The following is a 12,399-nucleotide window of genomic DNA, read 5'->3' as shown; positions in this document are numbered from 1 at the left end:
TCAGTTCCCCCCCGTTTGCGGCGCGAACAGCAGGCCGCCATCGGCCGCGAAGATCAGCAAGGCATGCGGCTGGCAATACACGGTGCAGGCGCTGCCGATCTCCAGGTTGTGCACGCCACCGAGCTGCGCCACCAGGGCCAGGTCGCCCCGGCGCGCATGCACATAGGTTTCCGAGCCGCTGATTTCCGCCAGGTCCACCTGCGCCGCGATGGCCACGTCGCCATCGGACTGCGGCGACAGATGCAGGCTGTGTGCGCGCACGCCGAGGATCACCTCCATGCTGTCGCCCAGGCGGGCGCGCTGTGCGCCGCTCAGGTGTATCGACAGGCCGTCCGCCGCCTGGGCCACGCCATGCGCATCCACGCGGGCGGGGATCAGGTTGATGGGCGGGTCGCTGAAGGTGCGCGCCACGTCGATGGAATTGGGGGCGTTGAAGACGTCCAGGGTCGGTCCCTGCTGCAGCAAACGTCCCTCGTGCAGCACGGCCACGTGGCCGCCCAGCTGCAGCGCTTCCAGCGGTTCCGTGGTCGCGTACACGACCGTCGTACCGCCGCTGGAAAACAGTTCCGTCAATTCGCGGCGCAATTCCTCGCGCAGCTTGTAGTCGAGATTGACGAGCGGCTCGTCGAGCAGCAGCAAGGACGCATCCTTGATCAGCGCGCGTCCCAGCGCCGTGCGCTGCTGCTGGCCGCCCGACAATTCTCCCGGCGTGCGTTGCAGGTAGGGCGTGATGTGCAGGCGCTCGGCCAGCGCCAGCACCTTGGTGCGTATCTGCTCCTCGGGCACCTTGCGCAAGCGCAAGGGTGAGGCGATATTGTCATAGACGGTGAAGGCCGGATAGTTGATGAATTGCTGGTACACCATGGCCAGGTTGCGTTTGCTGACGGGCACGCCCGTCACGTCGACGCCATCGGCCGTCACGGTGCCCGCGCTGGGCTTGTCCAGGCCCGCCATCACGCGCATCAGGGTCGTCTTGCCGGCACGCGTGGTGCCCAGCAAGACGTTGATGGCGCCCGGCACCAAGGCCAGCGACATCGGATATAAAAAGTCGTCAGCCCCCTGCTTCCTGCTGATCTTGTCCAGTACCAGTTGCACGCGCTTCTCCTCCAGTGATGGTTTCTTATTCTTCGCCGCACCCTCTGCGGGGCGCGGTCGCCAACGTTTTGTGCTTACGGCAAAGGGTGCTGCAACAGCCAGGCGTCGAGCGTGCCCGCCGTCTCGCGCGGCAGGTGCAGGCCCAGCTTGGAGCGCCGCCACAGGATGTCGGCCGCGCTGACGGCCCATTCATGGCGCCGCACATAATCAACTTCCGCCGCGTACAGGCCGGCGGCGATTTCCTCGCCCATGGCCGCCACGTCCGCCCTGCCCTCGAGCAGCACGTGGATGCGCGTGCCGTAGGCGCGTGCATAGCGCGCCACCAGCGCCGCCGGCAGCCAAGTATATTCGCGCTGCAAACCTTGCACGAACTGGCCGAACTCGCGCACGGCCCGGTTCTGCGGCACGGCGCCGTACACGTCGCCGCCGGGCAGGCAAGCCTGCTCCGTCCAGGCCCGCCGCCGCTTGCCCGGCTCGGGCACCAGCAACGGCTCCAGCAGATCAAGCGCTTCCTCGGCCAGCTTGCGGAAGGTGGTGATCTTGCCGCCGAAAACACTGAGCAATGGCGCACCTTCCCGGTCCAGCTCGAAACGGTAATCGCGCGTGACGGCCTTGGCGTCGGCCGCCGCGTCTTCCACCAGCGGGCGCACGCCCGCATACGTCCAGACCACATCGGCAGGATTGACGGGCTTGCTGAAATAGTAACTGGAAAGCTCGCACAAGTAACGAATTTCCGCGTCATCGATTTCCACCTTGCCAGTGTCGCCGTGATAGTCGAGGTCGGTGGTGCCGATCAGGGTGAAATCGTGCTCATACGGAATGGCAAACACGATGCGCCCGTCCGGATGCTGGAAGATATACGCGTGATCATGGTCGAACAGGCGCTTGACGACGATATGACTGCCCTTGATCAGGCGCAAATGCCGGCCCTGCCCGCCCGGCGCCGCCTGCTGCAGGAACTCGGCCGTCCACGGCCCGGCCGCATTGACGACGCTGCGCGCACGCACCGTCGTCTGCCTGCCGCTGGCGTGCTGCAAGGTGGCCAGCCAAGCGTCGCCATCGCGCCACAGGGCCGTGCAGCGCGTGCGCGTCAGCACGTGCGCGCCGTTGTCTGCCGCGTCGATGGCATTGAGCACCACGAGGCGCGCATCGTCGACCCAGCCGTCGGAATACACGAAGCCGCGCTTGAACTGGGGTTGTAACGGTGTGCCGGCCGCATGGCGCGTCAGGTCGATGCCGCTGGAGGCCGGCAGGATTTCCCGCTTCGCCAGCATGTCGTAGAGGAACAGGCCGGCGCGTATCAGCCATGCCGGGCGCTGGCCCTTGGCGTGCGGCATGACGAAGCGCAGCGGCCACATGATGTGCGGCGCCGAGCGCAGCAGCACTTCGCGCTCGATCAGCGCCTTGCGCACGAGGCCGAATTCATAGTATTCGAGGTAGCGCAGGCCGCCGTGTATCAGCTTGGTGGAAGCCGACGAGGTGTGGGACGCCAGGTCATCCTTTTCGCACAGCACCACCGACAAGCCCCGTCCCGCCGCGTCGCGCGCGATGCCGGCGCCATTGATGCCGCCGCCGACCACCAGCACGTCGCATTTGATCGCTGTCTCCACACCCTGCTGTGCTGCGGCCATCGGGACTCCATGTCTGTCGTGGACTCGCCGGCGAGGAAAGACTAGGCATCGCCGGCGACTGTCGTTAAGATCACCATTTCGTAATACGCATGCAATATGAATAAGGTTACGCCAGAATACGAACTCATAGCAACATATTTTTAGTACTATTTGTTCGTTTCTGTTCGTTTTTGATTTTTAAAGAGAGCACCATGATCTTGAATCCCCGCCAGCGCCGCTTGCTCGAAGTGGTGCGCCAGAAGGTCACCATGTCCGTCGAAGAGCTGGCCCAGCAGCTGGACGTGACGCCGCAAACCGTGCGCCGCGACGTCAAGCAGATGGAAGAAGCGCGCCTGCTGGCCCGCTACCACGGCGGCGTCGGCTTGCCCTCGTCCGTGGAAAACATCGATTACAGCCAGCGCCAAGTGTTCAACAGCGACGCCAAGCGGCGCATCGCGGCCGCCGTCGCCGCGCAAGTGCCGCACGGCTGTTCGCTGCTGATCAATATCGGCACGACGACAGAGGAAGTGGCGCGCGCGCTGGGCCGACACACGGGCTTGCACGTGGTGACGAACAACCTCAACGTGGCCGCCATCCTGGCCGACAACGCGGCCTGCGAAGTCATCGTGGCCGGCGGCGTGGTGCGCGGGCGCGACCGCGGCATCGTGGGCGAAGCCACCATCGACTTCATCCGCCAGTTCAAGGTCGACATCGGCATCATCGGCATTTCCAGCATCGACGAAGACGGCAGCCTGCGCGACTTCGACGCGCGCGAAGTGAAGGTGGCGCAAGCGATCATCGAACAGTCGCGCGAAGTATGGCTGGTGGCCGACCAGCACAAATTCGGCCGCAAGGCGCTCGTGCGCCTTGCCGACCTGGCGCAAATCGACATCTTGTTTACGGATGCGCCACCGCCGCCCCGCTTTGCCGAAGTCCTGCGCGAAGCGGGTGTGAAGGTGGTGCTGGCCTGAGGGGGGTCACATTTCTGCAGTAAAACCGCGCGCTGTCGCGTGGGCAATACGTCTTGTGTGGGCCAGCATACAGAATGATATGAAATATTTATCAATTCGGCAAAAATGCTGTTACCATTGATGCAACATGAGTTATTTTTTTAATCTTCCTCTCTCGCAATACGATTATTTGCTTGATATTGTTTTTATTTATATAGAGTAAGGAAAAAGGAAAAAACTCTTTGCCGCTGAGTGATTTCCTGTGAAAACAGTGTTAAAAATACCTCAAGCACGACGATAGTTCCCAAACAAACCACTCGACAGCAAGCGTGAAGGCCTTAACCATGCCGGCAACGCCGCCCAGTGAAGGAAGAGAAATGAGCCATAATTTTGAATCGGCCGCCATGCCGCAAGCCGCCCATCCCAACAGCGTTCCCGTCAGCGAACTGGAAGCCCACCTCGGTTACTGGCTGCGTTTCGTTTCCAACCACGTTTCCCACAGTTTCCAGAAAAAAGCCGAAGCCAATGGCGTGACGGTATCCGAATGGGTAGTGCTGCGCGAAATGTTCCGCCTGGGCTGCACCTCGCCCACGGTGCTGGCGCAAGTGTCCGGCATGAGCAAGGGCGCCGTATCGAAACTGATCGACCGCCTGGAAAGCAAGGGCATGGTCAGCAAGTCCATCCTGCTGGCCGACCGCCGCCAGCATTCGATCGAGCTGACCACGGAAGGCGAGGCGCTGGTGCCCGTACTGGCCGAGATGGCCGACCAGAACGACGAGGAATTCTTCGGCAAGCTGCCGCGCCAGCTGCGCGACGACCTGCTCGAAGCGATGAAGGAAGTGGCGCGCACGCACCAGCTCAAGAGCGCGCCGCTGAACTGACAGCAGTAACACACGCGGCAAGGGTGACACGCTGGCGCGCGCGCTTCGGCTATGATGCTGGCCTGACTGTTTACCAGGAACACGCATGGCCCTGCACATCGAAACCCCCTTGCTCAACTCGCGCGCCCTGAGCCTGCACAGCGAGCGCGCCATCTGGCTCAAGCTCGAAGCCTTGCAGCCGCCCGGCTCCTTCAAGATCCGCGGCATCGGCCTCGCCTGCGAAGAATACGCGCGGCGCGGCGCCAGCCGTTTCATCTCTTCTTCCGGCGGCAATGCCGGTATCGCCGTCGCCTATGCGGGACGCCAGCTGGGCATTCCCGTCATTGTCGTCGTGCCGGAAACGACGAGCGAACGAGCCAGGGCACTGATCGCCCAGGAAGGCGCCGAAGTCATCGTGCACGGCGCCGCCTGGCAGGAAGCGAACGCGCTGGCGCAATCCATGCTCACGCCGCAAGACGCCTTTTTGCACCCGTTCGACGACCCGCTGCTGTGGCAGGGTCATGCCGGCATGATCGATGAAGTGGCCAGCGCGGGCCTGAAACCGGACGCCGTGGTGCTGTCGGTGGGCGGCGGCGGCCTGCTGGCCGGCGTGGCCGACGGCTTGCAGCGCAACGGCTGGGATGACGTGGCCATCGTGGCCGTGGAAACGCAAGGCGCCGCGTCGCTGGCGGCGGCCGTGGCCGCGCGCGAACACGTGGCCCTGCCGGCGGTCAACAGCATCGCCACGTCGCTGGCCGCGCGCCAGGTGTGTGCACAGGCGTTTTCCATCAGCCAGACGCGCCCGCTCCACAGCGTGGTGGTATCGGACCGGGACGCCGTCGACGCCTGCCAGCGGTTTATCAGCGACCAGCGCCTGGTGGTGGAACCGGCCTGCGGCGCGGCGCTGGCGGCCGTCTACGGCAAGGTGCCGGAACTGGCGCCCTACCGCAATGTGCTCGTCATCGTGTGCGGCGGCGTGACGGCCACCACGCAGCAGCTCGACCACTGGACCGCCACCCTGTAGCAGCTACGGCGCCGCCTCAAGCAGCGCCACGCCATCGCGGCCTTGCCCCTTGGCCGCGTACAGGGCCTGGTCGGCCAGGTCCAGCAGCTGCGCCGGCGTCAGCGCGCCTTCGCGGAAGATGGCGATGCCGATGCTGGTCGTCACCGGCAGCGGGCCGCTGGCCAGCTCGAAAGGCTGGCGGATGGCGTCGAGGATCTTGGCGCCGACCTGGCCCACTTCAGCCGCGCCGTTCACGCCTTGGAGAATGATCACGAATTCATCGCCGGCCAGGCGCGCCACCAGGTCGCTGGCGCGCACGCTGCGCACCAGGCGCGAAGCGAATTCCTTCAGTACCTCGTCGCCCGCCTTGTGTCCCAGGCTGTCGTTGATGGCCTTGAAACGGTCGATATCGAGATAGGCGAGCGCCATCGGCGCACGCGCGGCCCGTGTGCGCTGCATGCTTTGCGCCAGCTGCTCGTCGAAGCGGCGCCGGTTGGCGATGCCCGTCAGGGTATCGGTGGCGGCGGCGAACTGCAGCGCCGTATGCATCGCCTTGGTCTTGGTGATTTCGTGAATCAGGCCATATACGCCTTCCACCGCGCCGCTCTCCCCCACATCGGGCACGTAGCTGGTATGGAAGGTGCGCTCCCCCGCCTCGTTGTCGACCGTGAATTCATAGTCGACCTCCTCGCCCGCGAAGGCGCGCAGCAGGTGCTGCTCGCGCAACTGGTAGGCTTCGTCGCCCAGCACCTCGCGCATGGAATGCATCAGGCTCTCCCTGGCCGAGACGCCGAACCATCGCTCAAACGTCGCGTTGATGAACTGGTAGCGGTGCTCGCGGTCGATATACACGATCACCACGGGCACATGGTCCGTCAGCAGTTTCAAGCGCCGCTCGCTGTCGCGCGTCTGCGCCTCGGCGATTTCACGCTCGGCCACCAGCGAATAAAAATCGCGGCTCAAGTCGCCGATCTCGTCGCGCCGCTCGATTTGCAGCGCCTCGATGCCCAGGCGCTGGCGGCGGATCTGGTGCACCTGCCGGCGCAAACGTTCCAAAGGCCGCAACAGGCGCAACACGACGCGCCAGCCGGCCAGGCCCGCCAGCGCCGCCAGCAGCACGGCGGCCAGCAATATCTTGCTGCGGATGGCGTGCAGCGGCGCAAAGGCCTCGCTCATCGGATACACGGACGCCAGTATCCAGCCCGTCGAGGCGATGCGGTGGTAGGCGAACAGGGCATCGACGCCCTGCGTGGTGGTACCCGTCAGCCAGCCCTCGTAGCCCTGCATGGCGCGCCGCGTGGGCACGCTGATGGGGCCATGGGCTTCGATATGCTGCATGATGCGCGACTTGTCCGGATGCTCGACGATGACGCCTTCGCTGGTCATGATGTACAGGTAGCCGCCCGTGCCAGGCTTGAGGGCGCCCAGACGGCCGAGGAAATCGGGCTGGCGCAGGTTGACGCTGGCCGCCAGCACATAGCGCACGCCGCCGCGCGCATCGAACACGGGCTGCGTCACCACCACGATGGGCATGCCGGAAATGCTGCCGTTGAGCGGCGAGGAAATCACCGAACGCCGGGTCGCCAGCGTCCGTTCAAAGTAAGGGCGGCCCTTCACGTTCAGCCCCGCCTGCGGCTTGAAGGGACTCACGCTTGCCAGGACGATGCCGTCGATATCGACGACGCCGGCCGAATAAAACTCCTTGCTCAGCACCGTTTGCGCGGCCAGGAAGCGCTGCAGGCTGGCGCCATCGTGCGCGCCGCCTGCCGCCAGGCTGTCCGCGATCGCGCGCAGGACATTGCGCTTCGCGTCGAGTTCCTCGTCGATGAAGACGGCGGCGCTGGCCAGCGAGACGTACTGCTGGCGCCCCATCACGTCGCGCATGCCGCGCTCGGCCACGGCCAGGGTGGCCAGTGCCAGCGAAGCGACCGCGCCCAGCACGAGCAGGAAAACGACCACGCTCATGCGCGCCTTCAGGCTGGCGGGCAGACGCCGGCGCAGCTGTTTTCGCCAGTTCGTCACGTACGCCGCTGAAGGTAGTGGCACAGGCGCTCGACCGACTCATCCAGCGCCAGGATGCCCGTGTCCAGGGTCAGCGCGGCCGCCAGCGGCGCTTCGTACGGTGCGGAAATGCCCGTGAATTGCGCAAGCTGCCCCGCGCGCGCCTTTGCATACAGGCCCTTGGGATCGCGCGCCTCGCACACGGCCAGCGGCGTGCTGACGTGGACTTCGATGAAATGCGCAGCGCCGATAATGTCTGCAGCCATGGCCCGGTCGGCGCGGCAGGGAGAGATGAAGGCGGCGATGACGGTCAGGCCCGCCCCGTTCATCAGGCGCGCCACTTCGGCCACGCGGCGGATATTTTCATGCCGGTCTTCGGGCGTAAAACCGAGGTCGCGGTTCAAGTTATGGCGCAGCTGGTCGCCGTCGAGCACCGCCACGGCGCGGCCCTGCGCCTTGAGCTGGCGCGCCAGCGCCTCGGCGATGCTGGACTTGCCGGCGCCGCTCAAGCCCGTCAGCCAGACCATGTCGTGTTGTCCTGCTGTCATCACACTGCCTCTCCCCTGTAGAGCTGGCAATATAACAAAGCCGCGCAGGAAAGGACAGACTATCAGGCAGCGCTGCGCGCCTCAAGCAGCAACTGTCGTATCTCCGGCACGCAGGAGGCGCAATTGCCGCCCGCCTTGACGCAGGCCGTCACCTGCGCCGTCGTCGTCAGTTTTTGCTCCGCGATGGCCGCACAAATGGTATTGCGCCCCACGCCAAAGCACGAACACACTGTGGGGCCGGCATCGACGCCCTTGCCGATGGGCTGGCCCAGCAGCACGCCGGCGCGGTCGGCCGCATCCATCTGCGCGTGCGCAAACAGGCCCGCCAGCCAGCTGCGCGACGGCAGGTCGGGACGGGGCGAGACATACACGCATTGCGCGATACGCCCCTCGTCCAGGTGCACGGCGCGGTACACGCCGGCGCTGGCATCCGCGTAATCGAGCCAGTCGGCATTGTCGTCCGTGACGCCCAGCAGCGCGCGCGCCCAGGCGCCCAGATCTTCGATGCGCTGGCGGCCGGCCAGCTCGTAGCGCAGGAACTGTTCGCCCTGGATGCGCGTCCAGTGCGCCACGCCGTCCAGGTTCAAGGGCGTGCGGCTCAACACGAACGCATGCCAGTGCACGCGGAACTGCTCGATGCGCACGGGCGTGTGCTTGAATTCGGGTTCGCCCGAGACGGGATCGACGACCGGATTGACGACGGCGCCCACGCGCGCGTCCGACGCATTCGCGTCGCTCCAGTGGATCGGCACGAAGACCTGGCCGCGCGCGATGCCGCCGCCATGCACGACCCTCGCCACCATCGCGCCCCAGGCGCTGGAAATGCGCGCCAGCTCGCCTTCGCGCACGCTGTACAGCAGCGCATCCTGCGGGTGGATGTCGATGAAGGCTTCGGCGACGTGGCCCGACAGCTTGGCCGCCTTGCCCGTGCGCGTCATCGTATGCCACTGGTCGCGCACCCGGCCCGTGTTGAGTATCAGCGGATAGTCCTCGTCGGGCATGTTGCGCGGCGTGCGCGGCGCCGCGGGCACGAAGCGCGCGCGGCCATCGGCATGCGCGAAGCGGCCGTCACCGAACAGGCGCGCCTGGCCTTGCGGCCACTGCTGCGGCGCCAGGGCGTCGTAACGCGCCGCGTCCAGGCCCGCCAGGTGGCCCAGGTTGAACAGCCGCGCCGTCTCGCCTTCGTTTCGGAAGGCGGACAGGCGCGCGTGTTCGTCGAAGATGGCTTGCGGCGCCGTGAAATCGAAGCCGGCATAGCCCATGCGGCGCGCCACGTCGCACAGCACGTCCCAGTCGGCGCGTACTTCGCCGGGCGCTGGCAAAAAGGCCCGCTGGCGCGAGATGCGGCGCTCGGAATTGGTCACCGTGCCATCCTTTTCACCCCAGCCCAGGGCCGGCAGCAGCACGTCGGCATGGGCATTCGTATCCGAGCCGGCGCTGATGTCCGACACCACCACCAGTTCGCACTTGGCCAGCGCGCGGCGCACCTGGTCGGCGTCCGGCATGCTGACCAGCGGATTGGTGGCGATGATCCACACGGCCTTGACCTTGCCCGCCTCGATGGCGTGGAACAGCTCCACCGCCTTCAGGCCAGGCTTGTCGGCGATGCGCGGAGAGTCCCAAAAGGTTTGCACCGCTTCGCGGTGCGCCGGCTTGTCGAGATCCAGGTGCGCCGCCAGCATGTTGGCCAGGCCGCCCACTTCGCGCCCGCCCATGGCATTCGGCTGGCCCGTGAGGGAAAACGGTCCCATGCCGGGCTGGCCGATGCGTCCCGTCGCCAGGTGGCAGTTGATGATGCTGTTGACCTTGTCCGTGCCGGAAGACGACTGGTTGACACCCTGCGAAAAGGCCGTGACGACCTTGCGCGTGGCGGTGAACGCCTGGTAGAACGCCAGCAAGGCTTGCGGGTCGACCTTGCAGATTTTCGCCACCTGCAAAGGATCGTAACAGTCGACATGGGCGGCGGCCAGCGCCTCATCGAGGCCGCTGCTGTGCCGCGTCACGAAATCATCGGCGATCACCCCTTCCCGCGCCAGATAGCACAGCAAGCCGTTGAACAGCCACACGTCCGTGCCCGGTTTCACGGGCAAATGCAGGTCGGCCAGCTCGCAGGTGGCCGTGCGGCGCGGGTCGATCACCACCAGTTTCATCTCCGGCCGGCTTTCGCGAATGCGGGCGATGCGCTGGAACAGGATCGGGTGGCACCAGGCCGTGTTCGAACCCACCAGCACCACCATGTCGGCCAGTTCCAGGTCTTCATAGCAGCCCGGCACGATATCCTCGCCGAACGCGCGCTTGTGACCGGCCACGGCCGACGACATGCACAGGCGCGAATTGGTGTCGATATTCGCGCTGCCCACATAGCCCTTCATGAATTTATTGGCGATGTAATAGTCTTCCGTCAGCAGCTGGCCCGAGACGTACAGGGCGACGGCGTCGGGGCCGTGCTTGTCGATGATGGCGCGCAGGCCGCCCGCCACCTGGTCCAGCGCGGCATCCCAGGAAGCGCGCTGCAGGACGCCATCGACGCGCACCTGCGGTTGCAGCAAACGGTTCTCCAGGTCCAGGGTGTCGCCGAGGGCCGAGCCTTTCACGCACAGCTTGCCCTGGTTGGCCGGGTGCGCAATGTCGCCGGCGATGCGGATGGCGCCGTCGGGCAGGCGTGTCGCTTCCACGCCGCAGCCGACGCCGCAATACGGGCAAGTGGTTTTCACGGGCGTGCAGCTTGTCATGGGCGTATCCTGTTGGTCTCTGTCAGGCGGCCTGGGCGCACAGCGCCTGGCCAAACAATAAATGGGCGCGCAGCTTGCTGATGTCGCGGCGCTGCTGGATCAGGTCGAAATACCAGGGACCGTCCTGCACGTCGCCATACAGCACGGCGCCAGCCAGGCGGCTGCCCTGCACCACCAGGCGCTTGTAGACGCCGCGGCGCGGATCGCGCAGCACCAGGTCTTCGCTGCCCTCGCCGCCGATGATGTCGCCGGCCGAATACAGGTCGATGCCCGTCACTTTCAATTTGGTGGCGCTGGCCTGCTGCACGTAGCGGCGGTGCCCTGCGCCGGCCAGGTGCGCGCCGCACACGCGCGCCTGCTCCCAGATGGGCGCGACCAGGCCAAAGGTGGCGCGCCGGTGCTGCACGCATTCGCCCACGGCGTACACGCGCGGGTCGTAGCTTTGCAGGCAGTCGTCGACGACGATGGCCCGTTCGCAGTGCAGGCCGGCCGCTTGCGCCAGCGCGATGTTGGGGCGCACGCCGGCCGTCATCACCACCAGGTCGGCGGGGATCGACGTGCCATCGGCAAAGCGAACTCCCTGCACGCGGTCGGTGCCGATGATTTCGGCCGTTTGCGCGTGCATCAAAAACCGCAGGCCGCGCGCTTCCAGCGCCGTTTTCAACAGCATCGACGCGGGTGCGTCCAGCTGCTGGTTCATCAGCGCGCCGCTCATGTGCACGACGGTGACGTCCATGCCCTGGCGCTGCAAGCCGTTGGCCGCTTCCAGCCCCAGCAACCCGCCGCCGATGACCACCGCGTGGCGGTGCATGCGTGCCGCCTGCAGCATGGTGTCGACGTCGCTGATATCGCGAAAACCGATCACGCCCGGCAGATCATGCCCGGGCACGGGCACGATGAACGGCGTGGAACCGGTGGCCAGCAGCAGCCGGTCATAGGCGACCGTGACGCCGGACAGCGCCTCTACCTTGCGCGCCTGGCGGTCGATGCGCACGACGGGGTCGCCCGCGTACAGGGTGATGCCGTTGTGCGCATACCAGTCGCGCGTGTGCAGCATGATGTCGTCGACCGACTTTTCGCCGGCCAGCACGGGCGACAGCAAAATGCGGTTGTAATTGCCGTGCGGTTCGGCGCCGAACACGGTGATGTCGTACAGGTCCGGCGCGAGTTTCAATAGTTCCTCGACCGTGCGCATGCCGGCCATGCCGTTGCCGACGACGACCAGCGAGGGACGCCGGGGCGGATTCACAGGGCCACCCACACCATGTCGGCAAACACGCGCGCCGGCCAGGCGGCGACGGAGTGTTCGGGCGCTTCGATACACTCGCCGCTGGCCAGGTCGAAGTGCTGTTTGTAAATCGGCGAGGCGACGACGACGCGCTCGCCGATGCTGCCGACGAGACCCCGCGACAGCACGGAAGCGCCCGCATTCGGATCGATATTGTCGATGGCGTACACGCGCGGCGCCGCATCGCCGACGCGGAACACGGCCACGTGCCGGCCACCCAGCAATGCGCACACGCCCGTGTCGGGCACGATGTCGGTCAAGGGACAGATGGCTACCCAATTGTCGGCGGTGGCGCCGGAAAGTTCATTCATC

The 12,399-nt window shown here is 65.8% G+C and carries 10 protein-coding genes; 3 read left to right on the top strand and 7 right to left on the bottom strand.

The genetic code is table 11. From position 1 onward, the window contains the following. On the bottom strand, positions 1–1,095 hold the full coding sequence (locus tag ACQ4WO_RS17380) for an ABC transporter ATP-binding protein (RefSeq protein ID WP_436482499.1): 1,095 nt from the start codon (positions 1,093–1,095) through the stop codon (positions 1–3). Positions 1,096–1,169: 74 nt separating this feature from the next. Next, positions 1,170–2,726: a glycerol-3-phosphate dehydrogenase gene (glpD, locus tag ACQ4WO_RS17375; RefSeq protein ID WP_436482497.1), complete on the bottom strand. Its 1,557-nt coding sequence runs from the start codon at positions 2,724–2,726 to the stop codon at positions 1,170–1,172. 191 nt (positions 2,727–2,917) lie between these two features. On the opposite strand from glpD, the gene ACQ4WO_RS17370 reads away from it, so the two are divergent. The 3 genes from ACQ4WO_RS17370 to ACQ4WO_RS17360 all read left to right on the top strand — a co-directional run bounded on the left by ACQ4WO_RS17370 (position 2,918) and on the right by ACQ4WO_RS17360 (position 5,539). Next, positions 2,918–3,676 carry a DeoR/GlpR family DNA-binding transcription regulator gene (locus tag ACQ4WO_RS17370; RefSeq protein ID WP_175444512.1) on the top strand — a complete coding sequence of 253 codons (759 nt, stop codon included), beginning with the start codon at positions 2,918–2,920 and terminating at the stop codon, positions 3,674–3,676. A gap of 356 nt (positions 3,677–4,032) precedes the next feature. Next, positions 4,033–4,536, top strand: a complete 504-nt coding sequence (locus ACQ4WO_RS17365; protein WP_046684031.1) for a MarR family winged helix-turn-helix transcriptional regulator — start codon at positions 4,033–4,035, stop codon at positions 4,534–4,536. An 85-nt stretch (positions 4,537–4,621) separates the two neighbouring features. Continuing rightward, a complete protein-coding gene (locus tag ACQ4WO_RS17360) occupies positions 4,622–5,539 on the top strand; it encodes a pyridoxal-phosphate dependent enzyme (protein WP_436482495.1) in 918 nt (305 codons plus the stop codon). A gap of 3 nt (positions 5,540–5,542) precedes the next feature. Here ACQ4WO_RS17360 and ACQ4WO_RS17355 read toward each other — a convergent pair whose 3' ends face one another. The 5 genes from ACQ4WO_RS17355 to nirD are packed head-to-tail and all read right to left on the bottom strand — an operon-like array spanning position 5,543 to position 12,398. Then, positions 5,543–7,564, bottom strand: coding sequence for a diguanylate cyclase domain-containing protein (locus ACQ4WO_RS17355; protein WP_436482494.1), 2,022 nt, complete (start codon positions 7,562–7,564; stop codon positions 5,543–5,545). Next, on the bottom strand, positions 7,537–8,100 hold the full coding sequence (cysC, locus tag ACQ4WO_RS17350; RefSeq protein ID WP_436482702.1) for an adenylyl-sulfate kinase: 564 nt from the start codon (positions 8,098–8,100) through the stop codon (positions 7,537–7,539). Before cysC ends, ACQ4WO_RS17355 begins: the two co-directional genes overlap by 28 nt. Positions 8,101–8,129: 29 nt before the next feature. After that, positions 8,130–10,799, bottom strand: coding sequence for a molybdopterin-dependent oxidoreductase (locus ACQ4WO_RS17345; RefSeq protein ID WP_436482493.1), 2,670 nt, complete (start codon positions 10,797–10,799; stop codon positions 8,130–8,132). Between the two features lie 22 nt (positions 10,800–10,821). Continuing rightward, on the bottom strand, positions 10,822–12,048 hold the full coding sequence (locus ACQ4WO_RS17340) for an NAD(P)/FAD-dependent oxidoreductase (RefSeq protein WP_436482492.1): 1,227 nt from the start codon (positions 12,046–12,048) through the stop codon (positions 10,822–10,824). Continuing rightward, positions 12,045–12,398, bottom strand: a complete 354-nt coding sequence (gene nirD, locus ACQ4WO_RS17335; protein WP_046684027.1) for a nitrite reductase small subunit NirD — start codon at positions 12,396–12,398, stop codon at positions 12,045–12,047. The genes ACQ4WO_RS17340 and nirD overlap by 4 nt, the downstream gene beginning before the upstream one ends. Between the last annotated feature and the right edge of the window lies 1 nt (position 12,399).

The sequence above is a fragment of the Janthinobacterium aestuarii genome (assembly GCF_051380835.1).
Lineage (GTDB): Bacteria > Pseudomonadota > Gammaproteobacteria > Burkholderiales > Burkholderiaceae_D > Janthinobacterium > Janthinobacterium aestuarii.
This window is presented reverse-complemented; position numbering and strand designations above follow the sequence as displayed.

What these genes read in the sequence shown, in the direction of transcription:
- glpD (WP_436482497.1), bottom strand. Translation starts at nt 2,726, where the DNA reads ATGGCCGCAGCACAGCAGGGTGTGGAGACAGCGATCAAATGCGACGTG.
- ACQ4WO_RS17370 (WP_175444512.1), top strand. Translation starts at nt 2,918, where the DNA reads ATGATCTTGAATCCCCGCCAGCGCCGCTTGCTCGAAGTGGTGCGCCAG.
- ACQ4WO_RS17365 (WP_046684031.1), top strand. Translation starts at nt 4,033, where the DNA reads ATGAGCCATAATTTTGAATCGGCCGCCATGCCGCAAGCCGCCCATCCC.
- ACQ4WO_RS17360 (WP_436482495.1), top strand. Translation starts at nt 4,622, where the DNA reads ATGGCCCTGCACATCGAAACCCCCTTGCTCAACTCGCGCGCCCTGAGC.
- ACQ4WO_RS17345 (WP_436482493.1), bottom strand. Translation starts at nt 10,799, where the DNA reads ATGACAAGCTGCACGCCCGTGAAAACCACTTGCCCGTATTGCGGCGTC.
- nirD (WP_046684027.1), bottom strand. Translation starts at nt 12,398, where the DNA reads ATGAATGAACTTTCCGGCGCCACCGCCGACAATTGGGTAGCCATCTGT.